Annotated in this window: 16 protein-coding genes; 12 read left to right on the top strand and 4 right to left on the bottom strand. The window is 65.5% G+C overall.

All coding sequences use genetic code 11. From position 1 onward, the window contains the following. The first annotated feature begins 177 nt into the window (after nucleotides 1–177). Nucleotides 178–2430, top strand: coding sequence for an SUMF1/EgtB/PvdO family nonheme iron enzyme (locus THIMADRAFT_RS28310; RefSeq protein ID WP_050799661.1), 2253 nt, complete (start codon nucleotides 178–180; stop codon nucleotides 2428–2430). Between the two features lie 333 nt (nucleotides 2431–2763). Here THIMADRAFT_RS28310 and THIMADRAFT_RS22010 read toward each other — a convergent pair whose 3' ends face one another. From THIMADRAFT_RS22010 to THIMADRAFT_RS22000, 3 genes are read right to left on the bottom strand one after another with little or no spacing between them, the layout of a single operon-like run. Then, nucleotides 2764–3573, bottom strand: coding sequence for a hypothetical protein (locus THIMADRAFT_RS22010; RefSeq protein ID WP_007195334.1), 810 nt, complete (start codon nucleotides 3571–3573; stop codon nucleotides 2764–2766). Nucleotides 3574–3576: 3 nt separating this feature from the next. Then, a complete protein-coding gene (locus THIMADRAFT_RS22005; RefSeq protein WP_007195333.1) occupies nucleotides 3577–4206 on the bottom strand; it encodes a hypothetical protein in 630 nt (209 codons plus the stop codon). Then, on the bottom strand, nucleotides 4206–5231 hold the full coding sequence (locus THIMADRAFT_RS22000) for a hypothetical protein (protein ID WP_007195332.1): 1026 nt from the start codon (nucleotides 5229–5231) through the stop codon (nucleotides 4206–4208). Before THIMADRAFT_RS22000 ends, THIMADRAFT_RS22005 begins: the two co-directional genes overlap by 1 nt. A 287-nt stretch (nucleotides 5232–5518) precedes the next feature. On the opposite strand from THIMADRAFT_RS22000, the gene THIMADRAFT_RS21995 reads away from it, so the two are divergent. The 8 genes from THIMADRAFT_RS21995 (at nucleotide 5519) to THIMADRAFT_RS25075 (ending at nucleotide 14962) form a co-directional block, all read left to right on the top strand. Continuing rightward, on the top strand, nucleotides 5519–6160 hold the full coding sequence (locus THIMADRAFT_RS21995) for a hypothetical protein (RefSeq protein ID WP_007195331.1): 642 nt from the start codon (nucleotides 5519–5521) through the stop codon (nucleotides 6158–6160). Further along, a complete protein-coding gene (locus tag THIMADRAFT_RS21990) occupies nucleotides 6078–6803 on the top strand; it encodes a hypothetical protein (RefSeq protein ID WP_158308409.1) in 726 nt (241 codons plus the stop codon). The genes THIMADRAFT_RS21995 and THIMADRAFT_RS21990 overlap by 83 nt, the downstream gene beginning before the upstream one ends. Before the next feature lie 283 nt (nucleotides 6804–7086). Further along, on the top strand, nucleotides 7087–7350 hold the full coding sequence (locus THIMADRAFT_RS26885; RefSeq protein ID WP_139052958.1) for a hypothetical protein: 264 nt from the start codon (nucleotides 7087–7089) through the stop codon (nucleotides 7348–7350). A gap of 114 nt (nucleotides 7351–7464) precedes the next feature. Then, nucleotides 7465–7965 (top strand): NUDIX hydrolase, encoded by a 501-nt coding sequence (locus THIMADRAFT_RS21980; protein ID WP_007195328.1) that lies wholly within the window; start codon nucleotides 7465–7467, stop codon nucleotides 7963–7965. 47 nt (nucleotides 7966–8012) lie between these two features. Then, nucleotides 8013–11027 carry a RyR domain-containing protein gene (locus THIMADRAFT_RS21975; protein ID WP_007195327.1) on the top strand — a complete coding sequence of 1005 codons (3015 nt, stop codon included), beginning with the start codon at nucleotides 8013–8015 and terminating at the stop codon, nucleotides 11025–11027. Between the two features lie 268 nt (nucleotides 11028–11295). Beyond that, on the top strand, nucleotides 11296–11643 hold the full coding sequence (locus THIMADRAFT_RS26880) for a hypothetical protein (RefSeq protein WP_139052957.1): 348 nt from the start codon (nucleotides 11296–11298) through the stop codon (nucleotides 11641–11643). Between the two features lie 94 nt (nucleotides 11644–11737). After that, a complete protein-coding gene (locus THIMADRAFT_RS21965) occupies nucleotides 11738–12319 on the top strand; it encodes a hypothetical protein (protein WP_139052956.1) in 582 nt (193 codons plus the stop codon). A gap of 63 nt (nucleotides 12320–12382) precedes the next feature. Then, nucleotides 12383–14962 carry a MotA/TolQ/ExbB proton channel family protein gene (locus THIMADRAFT_RS25075; RefSeq protein WP_007195324.1) on the top strand — a complete coding sequence of 860 codons (2580 nt, stop codon included), beginning with the start codon at nucleotides 12383–12385 and terminating at the stop codon, nucleotides 14960–14962. Between the two features lie 156 nt (nucleotides 14963–15118). Here the strand turns inward: THIMADRAFT_RS25075 and THIMADRAFT_RS25070 are convergent, their stop codons facing one another. Beyond that, entirely contained in the window at nucleotides 15119–17812 is a 2694-nt protein-coding gene (locus tag THIMADRAFT_RS25070; protein ID WP_007195323.1) for an SUMF1/EgtB/PvdO family nonheme iron enzyme, read from the bottom strand. A 317-nt stretch (nucleotides 17813–18129) separates the two neighbouring features. Here THIMADRAFT_RS25070 and THIMADRAFT_RS21950 point away from each other — a divergent pair, with 317 nt between their 5' ends. The 3 genes from THIMADRAFT_RS21950 to THIMADRAFT_RS21940 all read left to right on the top strand — a co-directional run bounded on the left by THIMADRAFT_RS21950 (nucleotide 18130) and on the right by THIMADRAFT_RS21940 (nucleotide 21521). Further along, the gene (locus tag THIMADRAFT_RS21950; RefSeq protein ID WP_007195322.1) at nucleotides 18130–18756 is read left to right on the top strand and encodes a hypothetical protein; all 627 of its coding nucleotides are present in this window, start codon (nucleotides 18130–18132) and stop codon (nucleotides 18754–18756) included. Between the two features lie 219 nt (nucleotides 18757–18975). Further along, nucleotides 18976–19218 carry a hypothetical protein gene (locus THIMADRAFT_RS21945; RefSeq protein WP_007195321.1) on the top strand — a complete coding sequence of 81 codons (243 nt, stop codon included), beginning with the start codon at nucleotides 18976–18978 and terminating at the stop codon, nucleotides 19216–19218. Then, a complete protein-coding gene (locus THIMADRAFT_RS21940) occupies nucleotides 19215–21521 on the top strand; it encodes an AAA family ATPase (RefSeq protein ID WP_007195320.1) in 2307 nt (768 codons plus the stop codon). Before THIMADRAFT_RS21945 ends, THIMADRAFT_RS21940 begins: the two co-directional genes overlap by 4 nt. Nucleotides 21522–21683: the final 162 nt, after the last annotated feature.

Raw genomic sequence — 21683 nt, 5'->3', positions numbered from 1 at the left:
GGGCGTCTCGGCCCGGAGCCCCGGCGGTCAAGGTCGGCGGGGGTCTGGTGCGCGGGTGTCCATGAGCCTGTCTCCAGCCTGGTCAGGGCGGAGCGGACAAATAGTTGTGCCAGGACGGTGGGGGGCGGCGCGAGTAGCCCGGAGCGAAAGGGCCGCCCCGTTTCACCCGGCGTCGCGGTGCCGCGATCCTGGATCTCCGGGCGGCTGCCGGCGGTCCTGCTGTTGCTCGCCGCCGTTGCACCGGTCGGTGTCCTCGCCGCCGATCCGACCATTGCCGGCCCGGCCGCTGCCGATCCGCCGCCCGGTGCCGTCACCTGGCCGGCGGCGGCCTACAACCCGCAGGCCCAACCCGACGACCTGCTGGTGCCGCTGCCCTGCGGCGGTGCCTTGGCGTTGCGCCGGGTGAGCACGCCCGGCCCCGAGCAGGGCTACGCGGTGAGCGGCGCCTTCAGTGACGGCGCCGGCGCGACGGCCTTGTTGGTCGGCAAATACGAGGTGACGGAGCGCCAGGCGCGGGCGGGCGCGGGCGGTGCCTGTCCCGAGCCCGAGGTGTCCCCCGAGGCCGCGGGCGAGCGTCCGGTGCTGCTGAGCTTCGCCGAGGCCCTGATCCTGTCCGAGCAGGTGTCCGCCTGGCTGGCGACCCAGGCCGCGGTCCTGCCCGCCTGTCGCGATGCCGAGCCCAAGCCCGGGCCCTGCCTGCCGCGGGTCGATGGTGTCCCGGCCGCGCTGCGGCTGCCGAGCGCCGCGGAATGGGAGTATGCCGCGCGCGGCGGTCTGGCCGTGGCGGCGGAGGTCTTCGGAGCGGCGGACGCGCGCGCGGGGGCGGCCGAGGTCTGGAGCGCGGCCAACGCGCGCGGGGCGGTGCAGCCGATCGGCACCCGTCAGGCCAATCCGCTGGGTCTTCACGACCTGCTCGGCAACGCCGCCGAATGGGTGCTGGAGGCCGAGGATCCCGAGCGGCCCGGCCGGCCGCTGCTCGGTGTGGCGCGCGGCGGCGATGCGCGCAGTCCGGCGGATGCGCCGCTGCTGGCCGAGGCGCGGCTGTGGCCGCTCCTCGCGCGCCCGCCCGAGGCCCTGACCGGCGTGCGCCTGGTGGCGAGCGTGCCGATCTTCACCAGTGTCGAGAAGGTGCGCGCGGCGCAGCAAGGCGGTCCCGTCTCCGATACAGCGCCCCCCGAGCCGCCGCCGGTGCTCTTGACGGGCCGGTTGCGTGTGGCGGTGGACCGCCCGGCTGAGGTGTGGGTGGACGGGGTGCGGGTGGGCGCGGCGACGCCGGAGGTCCCGTTCGAGGGCGAGGCGATTACGGCGGGTGAGCGGCGCGTCGGGGTGCGTGGCAAGGGCTACACAGCGAAGGAACAGATCGTGGTGGTAAGCGTGCACCGTCCCGGGGCCGCCGGTTTCACGCTCCGCCCGCTGACGCCGGCGGAGCGCGAGGCCGCCTTGATGTTGGACGGGGCGGCGCGTGCGGTGCTCCGGGCGGAGCTTGAGTTGGTCGGTCACGCGGCGGGTGCGGGCGGGGATGGGCTTGCGGCGTCCGAGCGCGCGGCGGTGCGGGCGTTTCAGGCGCAGGTGGGGCTGGAGGCGACGGGCTACGTGGATGCGACAACGCGGACACGGCTGGCGGCGGCGGCCGAGGCTGCGGTCAAGGTCAAAGCGGAGGCTGAAGCCAAGGCCAAAGCGGAGGCTGAAGCGAAGGCTAAAGCGGAGGCTGAAGCCAAGGCCAAAGCGGAGATCTTGCGTGGCCTCGCGGACACGATGATCGAGATTCCGGGCGGCACCTTCCGGATGGGATGCAGCCCGGGCGATAAGAGTTGCTCCGAAGCTGAGAAGCCGGCCTATGAGGTGCGGATCGCCTCCTTCCGCATCGGCAAGTACGAGGTCACCCAGGCGCAGTGGCGCGCGGTGATGGGTAAGAACCCCTCCCGGTTCACAGGCGACGACCGCCCGGTGGAGAGGGTCTCCTGGAACGACGTCCAGGCCTTTCTCGGGCGGTTGAACGCGGGCCATGCCGGCACGCCCTATCGTCTGCCGAGCGAGGCCGAATGGGAGTATGCCGCGCGGGCGGGCACCCGCCCCCCCTACTGGTGGGGCGCGTCGATCGGGACGGGCCGGGCCAACTGTGACGGCTGCGGGAGCCGCTGGGACGCTCGGGTAACCGCTCCGGTCGGTTCCTTCCAGGCCAACGCCTTTGGGCTCCACGATACGGCGGGGAACGTCTGGGAGTGGGTGCAGGACTGCTGGCACGATGATTATGTCGGCGCCCCGGCGGTCGGTTCAGTGTGGCAGGAAAATTGCCCTGACCCTCGCCGGGTGTTGCGCGGCGGTTCCTGGAGCTACTCTCCGTGGTTCCTGCGTGTGTCGCTCCGTCTCAGGTACAACCCCGACTTCCGCATCGACGACCTCGGCGTGCGTCTTGCCCAGGACCTTTGACCTTTTTCCTTTGAGGCTTTAACCCTTTTTTTCTTTTTTCTTTTTCTCTTTCTCTCTTCTTCCTTCCCCGTCCGAATCGCCGTCGAGTCCGACACACCCGCGGTGCTCGCCGCGCGGTCGGCCCCGTTGGGTCGTTCCCGGGGCCTTCGGCGATGAGTCTCTCATCGGTTAGTAACGGCTCAAGAACCAGGTGTACCGATGCGTGACCGGCGTCGGATGTCGGCTGGGCAAAACGTAGCGTGCCCAACTGCTCCCAGCGATGCCGGGGCGGTTTGGGCACGCTGCTCTTTGCCGAACCTACCTGTTCATGTGGTTTTGAATCGTTCCTTGGCGTCAGACGGTGGTTGGCACCGGCGGCCTGATGCGCCAGAAGAGGCTGAAGGTGTCCTCGGAGCCATTGTGCTCGCCGATGGCGGGCCAGGCGAGGCGCGTCGCGTCCGGCGCCAGCAGGAGGGCCGTGCGATCGAGTAAGGCGGCCTCATCGGTGACGGCGTCAATCGCGGCCGCGAGGAGCTCCAGCCGCGCCCCGGCGGGCGCCGACGCCGGGACCTCGACCGCGACGTCCAGTCCCGGCTCGCGGGGGCTCAGCATGATCGCGAGGCCATCGCCGAGATCGAAGCGCCGCGGCTGATCGAGGGACAGTACGGCCGGGTCGGTCGGGCCTGATCGTCGTGGCTCGGTGAGCAAGACCGATCGGGTCGTGACCGGGCCGCCGGCGTGCTGTTCGAGATAGAGGACCTGCCCCTGTTGGAGCACGCGCGCGGTTTGGGTGTCGGCCAATCGCAGTCGGTAGGGCAGTCGATGAAAGGCGGCGATGACATAGCCCTCGTGCATCGGCAGTGCGCCGAGCGTCTGCCCCCGGGCATCGAGCGTCGGCAGGAACCAGAGCTGATCGGGCTGGGCGGCGGGGGCAACGGCCAGACGGATGCGGTTCCAGTCGGTCAGGCGATGACCGTGCGCATAGCAGGTCACGCGTATTCGCACGGCGTCGTCGGCCGACTGCGCGGTGGCGCGGACGCTGACCCTGTCGCCCTCGCGGGCGGTGCCGACGTCGGGTGCGATGTGCAGATCGGCCAGCAGGCGGACGGTCTCGTCGAGCAGGCGTCTACGGCCGGCCGGTTGGGTGTCGGGGTGTGCAAGCACGGTTCAGTCTTCCCTTGCGGGGGCAGGTGAGTCCGAGGCCATATCGGCGGTCGGGTCGGTCGCAATGGCGTCGTCGTCCGGTGTCGGGTCCCGCGGGTCCGGTGTCTGGTCGGCGATGCGATCCGTCAACTCGGTCGCCGCGTTACCGGTCGGGACATACACCCAGGTCGAGCGCAGCGGCAGGATGCTCGAGGTTGCCAGTTGGGTCGCGGCACAGATCGGGCACCAGCAGGGGGGCGCGAGTGCGGCGCCGCAGGTACGGCATCGCTTGCGCCGCTTGATGGCGGCGACGACCCGTTGGGCTTGGGCGAGCGGGGTCGTCGCGCCGGCGAAGATGTCCGCCAAGGCCGCGCGATCGAACAGGGTCGCCCCGCAGGTACACCGCGCGGCACGCGCCACGATCGGGGCGATGGCGGGCGGAACATAGAGCGCTTCGCAACTGCGGCACCGCCAACGCTCCTCGCGCACGAAGTCCGGACAGGCCGGGTCAACGACGATCAAGAGCGAGCGTGTGAGCCGGGGCGTGAGGACGCTCGTCGGGTGTCGGCACCGCGGGCAGTGTGGGCCGGTGTAGTCGAGCGCGCAGGGCTCGCAGCGGCGGTACTCGACCGTGGCGATGCGCATGCGGGCCATCAGAAACCCTCTCGGGACCAGAGCGCGAAGAGCATGCCTTGCGGAAAGGTGCCGGTCCGCAGGGTCCGACCCGGGCCCTTCACGGCCGAGGCCACGAAGCTGGCGAGCGAGATCTCCGCCGCGTCGGGCTGCCAACCCGAGAGGCGATGGCGCTCGGCGCATCGCCAGTGACCACAGGTGCATTCCAGGACATCCAGCGTGACGGGTCCCGCCAGCTCCAGGATCTCCGATGGGGCCAGCTTGAGCGTCTTCTCGCGGTTGCCCGCGGTGAGGGTGATGCGTGTCTCGAGATCCATGGCGGTCACTCGCAGGACGGATGCGTGATCCGGGGCGAGCGTCAAGGTGTTCTCGCCACGGCGGAGACGCGGAGGCCCCGCCTTGTCGTGCCGCACGTCGTAGACTGCCTTGGCACCGGCGGGGATCAGCTCTTCATGATCCTCGCCGCACGTAACCTGCGCGCCGTCTTCGGTGCAGGTGATGTAAAGCGCCTGCGCCTCATCGAGCGGTAGTGTGCTGAGAGGACGATAGAGCCGAATGATCAGCAGATCGGCGGCGAAGGCCGTGTCGGGCTCGTAGGGAAAGCGGATCCCGGCACGCTCGAGCTGTTTGGCAGCATCGCCGACGAAGCGCGCCACCAGCGCGTGCAGCGCGGCCTGTGCGCGATCCCAGCGCCCGTCCCAACCGGTCGCCGTCGGCGCGACCCTGCGCGCCCATCCACAACCGTATGCGGTGACCACGTCGAGCGGATGCGCGGCGGGTGCGGCGGCCATGTGGTGTTGGAGGGTCGCGACGACCTCGGCGGGCGGTGCACTGGTGTCCAGGCCGAGCAGAGAGAGCGCGACGGGCAGGGCGAGCTCGCTGGCCGTCGGGAAGCGCTCGATCGATGTCCCCGCGAACGCATCCAAGGCACGCGCCATCAGGCTGTCGAAGCCCGACCCTGTAGGGGGGAGCTTGCGAGCCGCGACAAGCAGCGGCTTCCAGACTCGCTCCAGGTCGTCGTCGCGCATCGCCGGAGTCCGATGCATCGCGGTCGTCTCCATCGAGGTTTCACCCTGAACGTCAAGATTCAGCCCACTACCGACGGGCGGAGGGGTCGCGAGTCCGAGACACCGGTGCTCGCGCGCACGACGCCTTCGATATCACAGCGGGGCCCTCTCGCACACGGCCATTAAACCACAGCTTGCCGCGGGTTGATCGGCCTCCGCAACGGTATCGCGACCGATGGAAACGTCCTCCCGTGAGAGCCGCGCCTTTCCAGCGCACTACCGAGGAGCGACAAGCCCTTTTCTCAACCCACAGGAGTCGTCGCGACATGAGTCAACCCAACAACGTTCGGCTCACCGCCTGTTTGCTGCTGTCGGGTCTTCTTGCGGCGGGATGCGCGTCCTCAGCGGTCGAGCGAGCGGAGGTCCAGAGGTATTCAGGTGGGATCGAGAAACTCGTTCTGATGGATCCATGGCTGGACATCATCGATTCGAATACCGGCAATGCCTTGCCGGCAAACGACCCGAAGGACGCCGAGCTTCGAACCCTTCTCCTGAGCTCGCTCGGATCGGAGCTCGCGACCCGGCCCCGCGCGCGCTCCGGGACAAGCGAGTTCACAGCCAACGCTCACCCATCCTTCGATGTCGCGCGCATGTATCGCGACATCCGAGTGCAGTCGGGTGAAGCACGCGATGAGCAGCTGCTGAAGCTTCGGGAATGGAATGCGAGCCGAGGCGCCTCTCATCTGCTGTTTTGTCGGTATCGGGTCTATGTCGGACCGGGCGGTTTATGGGATCCGACCAGCGGCGTGATCAAGTCCAATAGCTCGCGGACGCTTCTGGAATGCCACCTTTACGATCTCGAAGCCGACAAGGTTACCTGGAGTCATGCCGTCCAATCTCGTACAGCGAAAAACGGAGCCAAGTCTGCACTTGCGGAGTTGGTTCCTCGGCTTTTCGCCGCCTTCTAAAACATCATCCCACAATAGGAGTCAAGAAATGAATCAGACAAGAGGCGAATGGATCTCAGGTCGGGCCGGACTCATCAATCTGATCGCGACAATCGCAATGGTGTCATTGGTTTCCGGGTGTGCGACGACAAGACCAGCAGATTACTCGAGCGCGGGGTTCAATCCCGCCGCGGTGGATTCCGTCGCGTTGCTGCCGATCCTGGATCATCGGCTGAATCAATCAAAAGACCTAAAGCTGGATAAGAACATTACCCGACTGATCGAGCACGACTTGAAAAAGAAGGGCTATTCTTACGCGACGGAGCGAAACAGGTCGTTGTTATCGAAGGTCTCTCGCGAGTCGCTCGAGAATCCGACCCCGGAGTTCATCAGCGCATTGCCGCCGCCCTCGGCACGCTGGGTCTTGCTGTTCGTCGTGGAGGACAGCGCTTCGAAGCTCACCTTCGGCAGTACCGGAACCGCCGAGATGTCGGGTAATCTCTTCGACAAGGCTTCAGGCAGCGTCGCTTGGAGGAATCGCGAGGTCGCTCAAATCGGCTACGGCGGCATCGCGGGGATGCTGGTCAAGGGCGTGATGGAAGAAAGCGCGGTGCATCAGGCGACGCTGCAAATGCTGCAAACACTGCCGAGTCGGAAGCAATGATTCAGCATCGGCGGCTCCATCGGAGGACCGTTGCATGGAGGCCAGGGAGGCGGAACTGAGAGCATGGCTTAAGCGCGGAGGGATCGAGATGAGAGTATCGACGTGGTTGGCGGGCGCGATTGCGTTGCTGCTTGTACAGTGGAATTTTGCGGGGGCTATCGCTGGTTCGGAGAGGGAATCGGATTCTCGGGCCACCTCCGAGGAACCCGAAACCGAGTGGGTAGGCATCGATCCGAGCACCCCGGGGGTGTGTCGATTGCACCTATCGCCGGATAGTCTTCAGTTGGATATCGAGCCATCTCAGGATCGATTGATCCCCGCGTCAGTGGCGCGGGCTAAAGGGCCTGAGGCGCAGGATGGTCGGATCCAGATCGCTAAGATTGGGTTTTTGGTCGTCGACTCCGCCGCCAATTATCCCAGGCCGATTCGCGATATTGCCGAGCAATGGGACCTTGAGTCCGGCTGGTATGTCATGCGTCTCGATGCGTGTGACTCCGGCACGGGGCACACCGGTCAGAGCAACTGGATGCTGTTCGAGAGTCCTTGAGTAAGTGCGGACCGGAGCAGGGCTCGCCGTGGCGAAGCCGCGCGCCATCCTCTGGTCCTCCACCGCCTCGCGGAAGCCCTATCCCGTGCGAATTCCAAGCATCAGGTGGCCATCATGGAACCCGTCTCAAAATATGCCGCCAAGACCGCTTTCCCGGTCCCGATCGTGCGCATGATCGTGACCGACGACCGGGAGCGCGTCTTGATCCTTCGGCGCGACGGCACCGGTCATGCGCATGGTGAGTGGTGCCTGCCGGGCGGGAAGGTGGACTATGGGGTCACGGTCGAGCAGGCCGTGCGCGACGAGCTGAGGGAAGAGACCGGACTCGACTGTCTGGCGGCCGAGTTCTTGTTCTACCAGGACAGTCCGCCCTCGGAATCGGGGGAGATGCACTGTATCAATCTATACTTCGTGTGCCGCACCGCGGGCGAGATGAAGATCAACCATGAATCGAGCGCGTCGGCCTGGATCGCGCGAGATCAGCCGGACGCCCCGGCCCTGGTGTTCGGCAACGATGCGGCGCTCGGACGTTACTGGGCATCGGTCGATGCCGAGCGGGGACCTGCGCCGTGCGCTCATCCGGACGCCGGCGACAGGCCATCGGGTTGGACATGACCCTTCCGAAAGCGACCTCAAGCGGCCTATTCCCTCGGAGTCACACCATGCCTGAATCGGCGTCCCTCATCGCGAAGTACCAGGCGGATGTCGCGGCCTTCAAGGCCGTGCGGCCGGACTACCGGCTCTTTGCCGCGATCGTCGAGCGTGTCCTCAAGCGTGCCGCGGGCGAGCTCGGGATCAGCGCTATCGTGCAAGCCCGGGTGAAGGAGTTGGCCAGCTTTGCCGAGAAGACCATCCGCAAGCAGGCCAGCTACCGCGATCCGGTCAACAGCATGACGGATCTCTGCGGGGCGCGGGTGATCACCGAGTCCACCGACGCTATCGCCCCGATCTGTGCCTTCATCCGCAAGCACTTCCTGATCGACGAGGCCAACAGCGAGGATACGGCCGCGCGGCTCGGTGTCGGGGAGTTCGGCTATCGGTCCGTGCACTTCATCGTCGCGTTGAAGCCGGGTGAGCTGACCGAGGACATCGCCGCCGTTATGGCGGAGCAGGCGCAGGACCCGGAGGTCGCGCGCATCGTCGCACGTCTGCACGAGCGTCGTTCCCACGAGGAATGCGACGGCAAATCCTATGCGCCTGGACCGAAGTACCGGATGGAGATCCAGGTGCGCTCGCTGCTCCAGCATGCCTGGGCGAGCCTCTATCACGACCGGGTCTACAAGAGTGCCTTCAATCTCCCGGCCAACCTCAAGCGCGACTTGCTTCGCATCGCGGCCGTGCTGGAGGATGCCGACGAGAGCTTCGCCCGCGCCATCGCCGCCGTGGATGGCTATCGGGAGTATTTCGGCACCTATCTCCCGCCGGATCGCATGGGTGACGAGCTCGCGAAGGACCGTCAGGTGCTCGCGTTCGATCCCGGCAATCTCGGTCTGGCGCTGAAAGCGGCGCGTCTCGCCGTCTCGCTGGAGCGTTGGGCGGATGTGGTCGAGATCCTGGAGCCCTTCGTCGCCGCCTGGGAGGCCCTCCCCTGGCCGAAGCCGGACGGGCATTGGCCCACCCGCTCGGCCGCGTTGGACGCCGCGATCGCCGCGTACGAATCAGCCAAGACCCCGGGCGATCAGCGCCGCGCCCGCGCCGTCCTGGATGATCTGCGCGATCCGCGCGCCATGAACCTGCTGCTCGACTACGGGATCGCCAACTGGCGTCTGGGGGAGCGCGCCGTCGCACGCCGCGATCTGCTGCGGGCCACCGGCCTGGACCTGACCAGTGCCGACGCCGTCATTGCGCTGGCCGAGACCCGGGATGAAGAAGGGCGGAGGACGCCGGCGCGCCTCGGCTACGGCAAGGCGTTCGAGATCAACCCGGACGAGCCGCGGGCGGTCCGTGGCTTTCTCCAGCTCACCGCCGAGCACGACCACGATCTCGGCTTCGTCGCCCCGATGCGCCCGACCCTGGCCAAGGCCGTCCAACGCTGCCGGGAGCGTGCCGCCTTGGGGATCTATCTCCCCTGGGCTCATTACGATATCGGCTGTTTTCTGCTGTTCCTGAGTCGGCCTTTCGAGGCGCTCGCCGCCTATGCACGCGCGGTCGAGCTCAGTCACACGGAGACCCCGATCGAGACCGCCCTGGACCAGGCCCGGCGACTGCGCGAGGCACTCGACGAGGGTCCGGACGGCGCCTGGACTGCACTCGAGCGGTTTCTCGTCGTCGCCCGTGTCGTCAAGCTCGAGGCGCAATGGCGGGCGGCCGAGCAGGCGGTCATCGACCGGCGAAAGGACCTCGATGCCGCCGAAGAGGCACTGCAGAACGCCCTGAAGAAGGCCGAGACTCGCGAGGTCGGCCTCGAAGCCGAGCAGTCCAAGTTCGATGCCGCGCGAGCCGCGCTCGAGCGGGCGACCGCCGAGGTCCAGGTCCGACGCGAGGCCGCCGCGGCGGCGCAGCACGCGCTCGAATCCGAGGTGGGTCATCCGGACTGCCCGGTCCTCCGCGGGCCGGCGAGGGGGCAGCCCAAGCCCCAGACCGGGGTCCATGGCGAGTCCGATTCGAGCGAGCCGGCCCGCGATCAGGTCGTCATTGTCGTCGGCGGCTGCTCGCGGGAGGACGAGACGCGGATGCAAGAGTATCGGCCCTTGCTCGAAGATGCCTTTCGAGGCTTCTCCGGAACACTCTTCGGCGGCGGCACACGCAACGGCATTGCCGAAATGGTCGGGAACCTTCCCGAGACTCGTCCGGGCGCCATCCTGAAGCTGGCGATCCTGCCCGAGAGCATGCCGGCCGAACACGACCGTCATCCTGCCTATCGTCTCTACTATCACCCGGGCAACGGCTTCTCGCCCCCGGGTCCCGTGCAGGTCTGGGCGGATCTCCTGAGCCAAGGCGTCCGCCCGGCCGAGGTGCGCGTGATCGGCATCGGCGGCGGGACCGTCGCCGGACTCGAGTATCGGCTCGCCCTGATGATGGGCGCGAAGGTGGGCGTCCTCCGAGGCAGTGGACGCGCCGCCGAGGAGATCCTCGAGGACCCGGACTGGAGCGGGCACCCGAATCTGATCGCGCTCCCCTACGATCCGCAGACCGTCCGGCTCTTCGTCAATCGACCCTCCTCGGCGGCCGTCCTCACCCCGGACCAGCGCGAGGCGGCCGCCCGCATCGAGCACGCGCGCAACGCCGAGTCCAGGCGAATCAAGGCCGGTGCCGACGAGGATCGGAATCAACCCTGGGACCGGCTCCGCGAGGACCTGAAGGCCCTGATCCTCGATCGCGTCGACTTCAGCATCGAGCAACTGCGCGCCGTGGGGCTGCGTCTCGTCCCCTCCGACCAGGTCCCCGACGGCGTGGCCACGGTCGAGACCCTGACCTCCGAGCAAATCGAGATCATGGCCGAGATGGAGCACGGGCGCTGGTGCGTGCAGAAGCTCCTCGACGGCTGGCGCCTCGCCGAGGTGAAGGACGAGCCCAACAAGCGCCACCCCGATCTCATCCGCTGGGAAGACCTCGACGAAGAGTCGCGCGACAAGGACCGCGACTACGCCAGGCGGGTCCCGTCGGTGCTAAAGGAGCTGGGTTTTGCCGTGTTTGCTGTCGACGGGACCGCAGGGTTCGAGTGGTTGCGGCAGTAGAGCGGCCCGGCCGTTCGGCATCGTTGCAGAAAGCCCGCCGACCAGACCGTGCCGAAGCGATTGGATCAATTGACTCATGGGGGTGACGATGGCCCGTCTGGGAGATAGGGACGACCTTGGAATCTCGTTGTTTCCGATGTTCAACATCTTGATCGCTACGTTAGGCGTCTTGGTGTTCATCATGAGTGCATTGGCAACACTGTCGCTATCGAGTGGAAACGTCGTTATCGATGCAATGGTTTGCGGGACAGGTGACATCTCGTGCAACGTGAACAAGAAGATTCCCACATATCTCGAGTGGGATGGGGCGCGCTTGGTACTGCACCCTTCCAAGTCCGAAGTCCGTATCCATCGCAGCCTTTCGAGTATTCGGAATTGGGAGGAAACCTATCGCTATTTGGACAGATCGATCCAGGACTCCGAGTTGGAGCGCGAGATCAAGGAGATCGTCAAAGACTCGGAATCCCGCTACTTCGTCATCTTGGTTCGCCCCGAAGGTTTCGAGAGCTTTTCCAATCTGCAAGCGTATTTCAGCTCCCACTTGAACCTTGATCTCGGTTACGAGCCGCTTCTGAAAGAGTGGAAGACGATTCAGGTGAGAGAGCACAATGACTAGATCAATACGCCGGTCGAAGCGAAGTCAACTGCTTCAACTCGATTCTCTGATGGACATTCTGACATGCACCGTCGGAATCATGGTCGTTGTAGCGATGTTCAGTGCGATCGAAAGCTCGGACATCCAGTTTCAATTGTTTCGCCCGATCTGGAAAGAGCCCGATGAAGGGATGCGCTTCCGACAGGTCCTGGTTTCGGAGGAGGGTCTCCGCACCATGGATATCGATGCGCCGGTCGCCGAATTCGTCAAGCTGCTGAGCGAATCGGACGTAACGTATGAGACGATGCCGGAGTTGGCGGACGCCTTCAATAAGAAGAGGATCAGCGACGAATGGTTCAACTATTCGATGGAGGTCTCGACAACATTCAACTTTCCCGCAAGTACGCGATCCTGGGTGTTAATCGTGAACGAGAAGTCAAGCAATAGGGGTGTCGATCAAAATCCTACTGAGATCGAAACCTTACGGTTTCTCGAGAGACTGCGTCATATGGATTCCAAAGAGACCTGGGTCCGATTCTTGGTTGCGCCGGAGAGCATCGAGCTCTTCCGAGCGGCCCGGCAGGTTGCATTGGACGCGGGATTTCTCACGGGCTGGGACGCACTGGATTTCACTTTTCCAGCACGTGTTGGTCTGGGCGGCGGGGAGAGCGGGCCGCTGAAGGCGGGGATTCAGTGAGTCGGTCGTCGTGCTGAAGGGTATCGTGATATCACGGAGTTTTTTCATGCCGGAGGACTTTCGATGAAGAATGCAAAGCACCTAGGCGAGCGCGGAGCTCCGCAAGTACTGCTCGGGATTCTGAGTGTCATCGGCGCTTTCGTCGTCGCTTACTATGTTTCCATGACATTCGACTCCGGCAGCTTTTTGCGACGCCTCATCAGTCCGTCGGACTCGATGATCGAGAATGCGGTGCCTTTCACGATCATCCTCTTGTGGATGTGGACCATGCTGGATGTGGGTGTCAAGGCATTGCTGGATTGGATGAGGCAGCGGCAGTTGGGCGAGCTACGCAAGATCACGGAGGGCTGCCGGGATCAAGAGATCCATTGCGTCCTGAATGCGGTCGACAAGGATGCCTCTCGCGCGCGTTTTGCATTCGTGCGGATCGCCGATCTCGCCCGGCAACTGAATCTCCCGGGAAGTCGAGAGCGCGCGCATGAGCATTATCGCCATCAACTCGAGATCGATGCCGACCAAGCGGCCGGAAGCTATACGCTGGCGAAGGTCTACATTTGGGCCATGCCGATCGTGGGTTTCATCGGGACCGTGATCGGCATCGGGCTCGCGGTGGCCGAGTTCTCAAGTTTCCTCACGGCGGATATGGGCGTCGAGGACATTCAGAAGGTCAAGGGTGCCTTGGCCGAGGTCGCCGGGGGCCTGTCGTTCGCGTTCGACACCACGCTGCTCGGCTTGACGGCGAGTCTCGTGGCCATGCTGGTGATGTCGTTTGTGCAACGCAGTGAGGAGAGCTTTTTCTCCGGCCTCGAGGAGCTTGGCTTGGGCGTCATCACGACCTGGGGAGGCGGGCCGGCCGCGGGGGCGGTCGACATGGACATCGCAGAGCTCAAGGGTCGACTGCAGGAGACCGTCGCCGGGCTCGACCGGACCCTTACGGACTTCGGAGGGGGGCTGGTATCCCAGATCGATGGGCTGGGGCGTGCGATCTCCCCGTTGTCCGGCCGAGTCACCGCGAGCATGGAGATGCTGCGCGGCTCGGTGGAAGCGAAGGCCGCCGAGATCGAGCGCATCAGGCTACAAGGAGAGACCATCGGCGGTCGTGTGGAGCAGGGTGTTGCGGGCATGACACGTCAATTGGAGCAGCTCCGCGACATTCTCGCGGGTCTTCGCGAGGACCTGAACACCCGGATGCAGGCGGACCGCGGTCTCGCCGACGACACCCGAGCGCACGTCGATGCACGGATCGTCGATCTTCTGGATCGGATCGGGCACGAGCTCAGGACGAGTCTCGACACTGTTCGGCGCGATGCGAATCGCCTCGGGACCGGGCCTGTCGCCTGGCCACGCTGGGCAGGGATCGGAGCGGGCGTGGGCCTGCTGCTCCTGGCGACGGGCGCGGGAAGCATGGTCATCGGGCTGCAGCGGATCGAGGACATGACGCGCGTCGTCCATGATGGTGACCAAGCCTTGTCGTCCAGGATCACTGAATTGGCGGGTTCGCTCGATCAGATCGGTGGTTCGGGAACGATACCGCCCCCGACGATGCCCTCGGTGCCCGCAACGGTGTGGTCCAGTCCGGAAATCGGCATGGGCGCTGCGACGTCGACGAACGAGGCCGCCGAGCAGGGAGCGAGCGAGCCCGCGACGACCAGCATCTCCGAAGCCGAGGCGCGGCCGAACGAGACTGTTGGATCGGCTGTCTTGGCCGGCCTCGTTGCGGGGTCGCCCCGTCCGGCTGATCCGGGATCAACGGGCTCGGGAGTGACGCAGGCCGCGTCGGTGGTGCCCCCGATCGAGAGGACGGAGTCCAACGACCCTGCCTCGACAGACCCGCAACAGGTGCAAGCGCTTTCAGAATCGACTCTGATCCGCGCGCCCGCTCCATCACCGATCGCGCCCGGGAGCGAGTCGCCGCCCCCGGGCAGCCGGGGAGCTGCCCCCGGCGGCACGACTCAGGTCGCTCCCGAGCTCGCGCAGCCGCAGGACCATCCTGCCGCTGGCGCGTCGTCGGAACCCCTGACCCTCAATGCCGTGCCGGCCGCTGTGCCGACCGAGCCCGATCCGTTCGAGACCCCGATCGCTGCTTGGCTTCAAGAGGCGCGTTCGGCATTGGAGAAACAATACCTCCTGACCCCTGCGGATCAGAGCGCCTTTCACTGGACCAGCCGCGTGCTGGATCTCGATCCGGCGAACGCGGAGGCGCTCGCGCTGCGCGGCGAGATGCTGCAGCGGTATCTCGGCTGGGCAGAGACGTCCATCGGGCGGGGGAGTCTCGACGCCGCCCGCCACAACCTTCAGAAGGCCGACCGGCTCGCCGACTACGGCTCCGACAACCAGCTCGCGAGCCTCGGGCGTCTCAAGAAACAAGTGTCGGAGCTGAGTCGCCCGAGACCCAAACCCGCGCCGGCCCGAGCTGAACAGCCGAGGACGGCGAGCAGTACTCCTGTGGAGTCAAAACGGCAGGGCGAGGCCATGGCCGCCTTGGAGCCCCCGACGTCGCCGACGTCGTCGAGAGCCCCGGAGACATCGCCGCCACGGCAGAGCGAGCCCGCGAATCCGATCAAGGCAGTGACGGATCAGGTGCGCGCCGCGGGCGGGGAGATCAAGCAAGCCTGGAAAAGGGTGATGGAGAGCATGCCTTGACGGCGGGATGGGCCGGCGCAATCGGACAACGCGATATCGCCGGTGATTCGTTCGGAGCCGAGCAGCAACGAGCGCGCGCTCGGTTCACGGGACGCGGGGGGCGTCGCAAAGGTGCGGAGAGGTCGCGGCGAGACAGGCCGAGTGCGGGCAATGCGCTCAGAGATCAGGCGCCGACGCATCCGCGGCACCTCTGAAACCCACTTCCGACCCGCGATAGGTCGGGCTCGCGATCGGGCCGCGGTAAGGGATCAGGGCATTCAGGATCCCCGGCTCCGCCCAGCTTCCACCTTTCAGGACCAGTGTTCGCGACTCCTTGGAGCTGTTCTCGCCTTCGGTGGAGGTCCATTCCTGGACATTGCCGGCGAGATCGAGAACGTCGAATGGCGACCTGTCACGCTCGGCCGAACCGACTGAAGCGGCTTGCGTGGCTCGAGACTCCCGAACAACCGTCCAGGATGGATCGAATCGATCGCCCCAGGGGTACCAACGATGGTCCGACGAGCGCGCGGCGCGCTCCCACTCGTTGGCCGTCGGCAGACGTTTGCCGATCCAACCGAGAAAGGCGTAGGCGTTATACCAGTCGACCCCGACAACCGGTTGATCGGATGCATTGTGTCTATGGTCGCCCCAGAGCTTCGGCTCGTGATCATGCTCGACGGGTTGCTCCGGATGCGCAAATTCCATTGTCTCCGTCGCTTTCAAATAATCCAGGAAGGCACCGTACTGTCGATTCGTGACCTCGTGCTGATCGATTCGATAGGCCGAAAGACCGACGGATCCCGGTGTCGCGGCTTGCATGATCCCGGCGGACACATCGATTCCGAAGTCATCGCGCAAGCGACCGAGGAAAGCGAGCACGATCGATTCGGGTCCACCGAGCCGATAGGCGCCTGCCGGGACCTTGATCATTGGTCTGCCTTGTTTTGCTGGCGGTTTATCCGACGCACACCGAAAGCCGACGTCCAGCATCGGGCTCGAGGGCGGCATCGCATGGCGGACGTAGGTCAGCGCCGAGGTTCTGCCCTCGATCGCGCTTGCGACCCACCCGGCACCCTTCATGGCCTTCCTGCCGCCGGGGACGTCGGTGCTCGTCCATTCCGCTAGATTTCCTTCCATGCCGAAGGGTGCACCCTCGCGGGGTCGTTCCAGTGTCGAGACCGCCTGGGGACCGTTCCGAGCTCCGTTGTTTCGATTGAAGAAGGCCTCGTCGAATGAATCGCCCCAAGGATAGAGGAGACTGTCCGAGCCTCGCGCGGCGGCCTCCCATTCATCCTCGGTCGGCAGGCGCCGATCCGCCCAGTCGCAGTAGGCGTAGGCATCGAAGAAATCCACGCTCGATACCGGTTGATCCGGCTGCCCCAATGATTGCTTGAGCATCGCGTCGCCTTCGCTCCAAGCCGGATCGCGGTCCGATGGCGCCGGGTCCTGCGGGTGCTTGACGGTCGATCCCGATTTCAGAAAGGCCGAATAGTCGGCGTTGGTGACCTCATACGCGTCGATATAGAAGTCGGGGAGGGTCACCGTGCGCGGGGGACGCATGAGCAGAGCCGCGATCGACCCCTCGTCGAACTGAATATCGGGACCGAATCGTGTGTTGAGATCCTGGTACTCGCGGATCAGTTGCATGGGAAAGGAGTCGTCCTGGATACCCTTGTTCAAGACCCCGGCAGGGATGCCGACCATCGGGGGCATCGGCACGAGGGTCTTGGCGTCGAGGTCCACGCGATGGCGGCACCCGGAATCGGCGAACCCTGGAACAGCCAAGGGTAGGTAATCGATCGGCGCGGCGATATCGATGGCGACGGCAGTGACCCCGTCAAGCTCGCGTGTCGGGATCGTGACCCGAGATTCGGAGCCGGATTCGATCGTGAAGGCTCGAGACACCCGGCCGTCTCGATAGAGTCTGACGCTCGCCGACTCGACCGGCTGGTCGGACACCAAGACCTCCAGGGTGCTCCGGTTCAAGATCCAGCAGCACCACGGCAGCCAAAGGCAGGACAGTGCCGCGATCGGCACCAGGACCAGGAGCAGCCAGTAAGGCGAGGGCCGGTGCCGCGGACGCGTGTTCGATTGCGGGGACGGGGCCGAGAGCACTCCGTCAGGTCCGGAACCGCCGGGCGGCATGCCCGACGGCCCTGGGCGGCCATCGTCACCGGAAGGCTCGCTCCTCCCGGCGCCTTCCCGCGACGGGCGCTCGGGGGAGTTCGAGTGTTCTTGACGACGCTCATCGTCCGAAGAAATGTGCCGGTCGGCGATCCGGCGCCTCTCCAGCGTCTCGCGGACGGTCTTCACCAGGTCCTTGAGAAAGTAAGGCCGCTGCTGCTCGTTGAGATCCGCGTAGGCCCAAGTCGGCCTCGCGCCCCATTGGATCACGCCGTTCGGGCTGAAGTACTGGATGCGCCCGTCATACAGGCAGCCCGTCGATTCCCGGTCCATCGGCCTCGCCTGAACCGGAATCAGGACACACGAACCATCCTCGGCGCGACGACAGAGCATCGGAAGCTCATGCCGAGTGACGAAGGACGAGGCGAAGAAATAGGGCGACACCAGGAGGATCGCGATATCGGCTTCCCGAAGATGTCGCTCGATCTCGTGCTGGTAGTTCCTTCCGGCGTCGATCGATCGGTCCGACCAATAGTCGAACCGACCCATGTTGACCTCCGACTGAAGATAGAGATCGATCTGCGTCTTGAGGTTCTCGTCTTCGCGGGCGTAGGAGACGACCACCAGGGGCTTGGAGCGCCGCGGCGACGCCCTGTCCGACGGACGCTCGGTCTCCGAGGTCGGCGCGGGATCGGATGTCCGGTCCTCTGCCGACTCGGTCGATGTGATGGGGTCGGTCTCAGGCACTGCGCACAGCCCTCTCCTGGTGCGGATGCGTTATCGCGTCGCGCGTTCAGACGTCGCCGGGGCCGTCTAGTATACCCCTTGATCGGAAGCCATTTGCGGACCACCGAAGCCGCGGCATCGCCACAAGCTCCACCACCATGGCGCTGATCCGCATCACTTGATCGTGTTTCTTCGATTTCGCGACCCGGTTGACGAACCCGTATCGGTTTCAGCCCACTACCCGGGGTTTAGGGCGCCGGTGAATGTCGGTATGCGCCACCGTCGCGGCGACCGCCAGCAGGAAACCTCTTTGCGCGCACCGAATACAGAGAGCAACAATGAATCTCTTAGAAAAACTGCTCGACAATCAGCAATCCGAGCGACCCAGTGCTGACACCGCCCAAGCGAGCGCCATAGCCGCATCCGGAGACTATTTTGACAACATCTTCGAGATTGCTTATTGGGAAAATCATATGGTGAATACCATTGGGCCACAGCTCGATGAAGTCCCGCTGGCGCGCCGCGCTGAGATCTTCCCGTTGGGCTACCGGGCATTTGTTTCGGGTCGCGACGGGATTGTCGAGAGCATGCGCCGGACCGCCGAAACCGGCGAGATGGAAGTCGCATTGTTTCACGCTCTTGGTAGCAGCTTCGTCTTTCTGGTGACTGGGCTGCCTTGGGCGACACGGGACGTCACGAACCTACTGGAGCGGTCGGCCGGAAAGGCAGCCTTTGGTTACGGTGCCTTTCTGAACTCGGCGTTGATGCTCATGAAACCAGGAAACGGCGTCACGCATTGGCTACAGATCTCGCTAACGATGGGGGATGGTCGCTTTCATCTTGCAGCCGGAGAATACAATCGTGCCGGTGGTTGGGCGGCATTTTGTCATCCTGCTCAACTTTGCGGAGCGGAGGATGAAGTCTACTTCAAGGGTAGCACCCCGCTCGTGGCAATCGAACTATGACGCGATGCAGTAAAAAATAGGGGGACGTCACCCGCAATCTTTGGTCGGGATCGGGTCGTGCGGCAGGTCCCCGCCGCCCTGCTCACAGCCTCGTACGATGCCCACTGCGGCCAGGGCCGGGAGGCGGACTTCACGCCAAAAGGCCCTAAGCTGCGATGCGCGTGGCGGAGTTTTTCCTTAGAGTAACGGGATCATCCGCAGCCTAGGAGTGGTCCCCTCATGAAGCCATCCACGCTCAACGACATAAATCCGATTTGGCTCGACCCGGCCGCGCCGGTCTTGAATGCAACCGCTAAACCCGACGCGTTTTATTATCCGGTACGGCGGGTGGAGGGGACGCCTATCCGGCGCAGTCCGGATTGGAAATCGGCGGCCAAGGTGCAGGCGCCCGCCCAGCCTTTGGATGCCGTGGCCTGGGTGGAGGCGCTCGCGGGCTTCGCGCAGCCGGTCGCGCGGTCATGAGCCTGCCGCTCGACCCGGAGGCCCGCGCGGCGCTCGACCTGGCCAAGCGCTCGGTGCCCGAGGGCGGCGAGTTGGACGTCGGCCTGCTGCTGGCCGCCCTCTATCACGCCACCGACTTGAAGGACCGGCTGCCGGAACGCTTGAGCGCCTGTCTTGAGCGGCCGTCGGGTGAGCGGCCGACGGTGCCCGAGAAGGTGCCGCTGGCGAAGCCCTTGCAGCCGTTACTGGCACGTGTAATCGAGCACGGCGTGGCGGTGACGCCGGCAGCGCTCTTAGGGCTGTTGCTCGACAGTGACGCCGCGCGGGAGTATCTGCGCGCCGCCGGTCTGAGCGATGCGGAGTTGGCGGCTGTTTCCGGGATCCTGCACGCGGCGGCTGCCGAGTCCGCCCAGACCACCGCGCCGCCAGCCGGCGAGACCGATTGGCGTACCAGTCCCGAGCGACGGGCCGCGTTAGAGGCGCTCGACGCCTTCGGCCGCATGCTCACCGCCACCGAGCCGCCCGACAAGGGGCTGTTCGGTATGGATGAGACGTTGCGGGCGCTGGTGCGGACCCTGAGCCGGATGAAGCGTCGCAACGCCATCATCATCGGCCCGTCCGGGGTCGGCAAGTCGGCGGCCATCTACGAGCTGGCGCGACGGCTCTATCATCGCGACCCGTTGCTCCCGCCGCATCTGCGGGACCTCGACCTGTTCGAGCTGTCGCCGGTCTTCCTGCGCTCCGGCGCCTCGATGGTCGGTCAGTACGAAGAGCGCATCAAGGCACTGCTGCAGGTGCTGGAAGCGCACCCGAAGATCCTGCTCTTCGTCGACGAGATCCACTCCTTGCTGCGCAGCGGGATGCATGACCGCGGGCCCTTCAGCGATGCCAACGAGGCGTTCAAGGTGGCCTTGTCGAAGGGGATCATCACCTGCCTCGGGTGCACCACCCCCGCGGAGTATCGCAACGCTATCGAGCCCGATGTCGCGCTGGCCCAGCGGTTCGCGACCATTCGCGTCGCGGCGCCGACCCCGGCGGTCACGGTCGACATCCTCAAGACCCGCCGACCGCGATTGGAGCGCTATTTTGCCCCGCCACCGCTGGCCATCCCGGACGCCATTCTCGAGCACTGCGTCGCCCTCACCGAGGAATACCTGCCCGCGCGCTTCCAGCCGGCCAAGTCCCTGCAGTTACTCGACGAGGCCTGCGCCTGGTGCGTGACCAGCGACCCGCGCCCTGCCGCAGTGACCGATGAGGCACTCTGGGCGGCCCTGGAGAGCACGATCGGGCATGGTCTGGTGCGTGCCGGCGATCTGACTGAAGACGACCTGCGCACCCGGCTGCAGGCCAAGATCATCGGTCAAGACGACACCCTGGCCGCGCTCGCGCGCTCGGTCGTCGCCGGTCTGGGTGGCTGGATGAAGCGCAGCGCGCCGCGCGGCGTCTTCTTCTTCTGCGGCCCGACCGGGGTCGGCAAGACCGCCACAGCGGAGCTGCTGGGGCGGCTCCTCGGCGGCGGCAGCGAGGCGCTGATCCGCATCAATTGCAACACACTACAAGGGTCCGGGCACGATAGCGGACCCGCGACCAACCTGCTGCTCGGGCCGCCGCCCGGCTTCGTCGGCTATGTGCGCGGGGCCGGTGGTCTGCTCTCGAAGATCCGCGATCTGCCGGAAAGCATCCTGCTGTTCGACGAGATCGAGAAGGCCGACCCCGGTGTCGCCAAGCTGCTCTTGCAGGTCATGGACGAGGGGCGGGTAGAGGACAACGACGGCAACCTGCTGGACTTCCGACGCGCCTTCATCGTTTTCACCACCAATGCCGGAGCCGTCTACGCGCATCGCTCGATCGGTTTCGGCAGCGTGATGGAGGAGGCGCCCGACACCCCGGTCGTCGAGGTGGACGCGGTGAAGCAGGCCTTGCGCGCGATCGGCTATGGCGAGGAGTTCCTGGGTCGGATCGACGCCTTCTTCGTCTTCCGGGGGCTCGCGTCGGAGGCGATTCGCCGCATCGTCGCGCAACAATTGGAGCGGTTGCGCACCGGGGCCGATGTCCAGGGCTATCGGCTGGCCTGGGATCAGGCGGTGGTCGACTACCTGGCGGAGCGCTGGCAGCCGCGCTTCGGTGTGCGCCACCTGACGACGATCCTGCGCAACCGAATCGTCGAGCAATTGTCGGTGGCCGCGGCCCAACGCGAGCTGGACGGGGTCAACGCGATCCGGCTCCGGGTGCTGGCGCTGACCAGCGCGACACCCGGCGGAGACTTGGCGGGTCTGGCCAGCCGCGCACGCGACGGCGAGACCCTGTGGATCAATCTGACCTGAGCGGCGAGTCGGGGGCGAGGAGACCCCGGACTGCGGCGGTGACGATCCTGGGCGCAGGGTTATCTAAGGCAATCAACATCCTAAGGTGCTCACCGGACCCTGCCCATCCTGCGGTTTCGTAGGATGGGCAGAGCACGGCGAGTCCCATCGTGCACGCTGCGG

The sequence above is a fragment of the Thiocapsa marina 5811 genome (assembly GCF_000223985.1).
GTDB lineage: Bacteria > Pseudomonadota > Gammaproteobacteria > Chromatiales > Chromatiaceae > Thiocapsa > Thiocapsa marina.
The sequence above is the reverse complement of the archived record's forward strand: the minus strand, read 5'-3'. Positions and strand labels throughout refer to the sequence as shown.

What these genes read in the sequence shown, in the direction of transcription:
- THIMADRAFT_RS25075 (WP_007195324.1), top strand. Translation starts at nt 12,383, where the DNA reads ATGAAGAATGCAAAGCACCTAGGCGAGCGCGGAGCTCCGCAAGTACTG.
- THIMADRAFT_RS21975 (WP_007195327.1), top strand. Translation starts at nt 8,013, where the DNA reads ATGCCTGAATCGGCGTCCCTCATCGCGAAGTACCAGGCGGATGTCGCG.
- THIMADRAFT_RS22000 (WP_007195332.1), bottom strand. Translation starts at nt 5,231, where the DNA reads ATGCATCGGACTCCGGCGATGCGCGACGACGACCTGGAGCGAGTCTGG.
- THIMADRAFT_RS22005 (WP_007195333.1), bottom strand. Translation starts at nt 4,206, where the DNA reads ATGGCCCGCATGCGCATCGCCACGGTCGAGTACCGCCGCTGCGAGCCC.
- THIMADRAFT_RS21995 (WP_007195331.1), top strand. Translation starts at nt 5,519, where the DNA reads ATGAGTCAACCCAACAACGTTCGGCTCACCGCCTGTTTGCTGCTGTCG.
- THIMADRAFT_RS21940 (WP_007195320.1), top strand. Translation starts at nt 19,215, where the DNA reads ATGAGCCTGCCGCTCGACCCGGAGGCCCGCGCGGCGCTCGACCTGGCC.
- THIMADRAFT_RS21990 (WP_158308409.1), top strand. Translation starts at nt 6,078, where the DNA reads ATGCCGTCCAATCTCGTACAGCGAAAAACGGAGCCAAGTCTGCACTTG.
- THIMADRAFT_RS21945 (WP_007195321.1), top strand. Translation starts at nt 18,976, where the DNA reads ATGAAGCCATCCACGCTCAACGACATAAATCCGATTTGGCTCGACCCG.
- THIMADRAFT_RS21950 (WP_007195322.1), top strand. Translation starts at nt 18,130, where the DNA reads ATGAATCTCTTAGAAAAACTGCTCGACAATCAGCAATCCGAGCGACCC.
- THIMADRAFT_RS21980 (WP_007195328.1), top strand. Translation starts at nt 7,465, where the DNA reads ATGGAACCCGTCTCAAAATATGCCGCCAAGACCGCTTTCCCGGTCCCG.
- THIMADRAFT_RS21965 (WP_139052956.1), top strand. Translation starts at nt 11,738, where the DNA reads ATGTTCAGTGCGATCGAAAGCTCGGACATCCAGTTTCAATTGTTTCGC.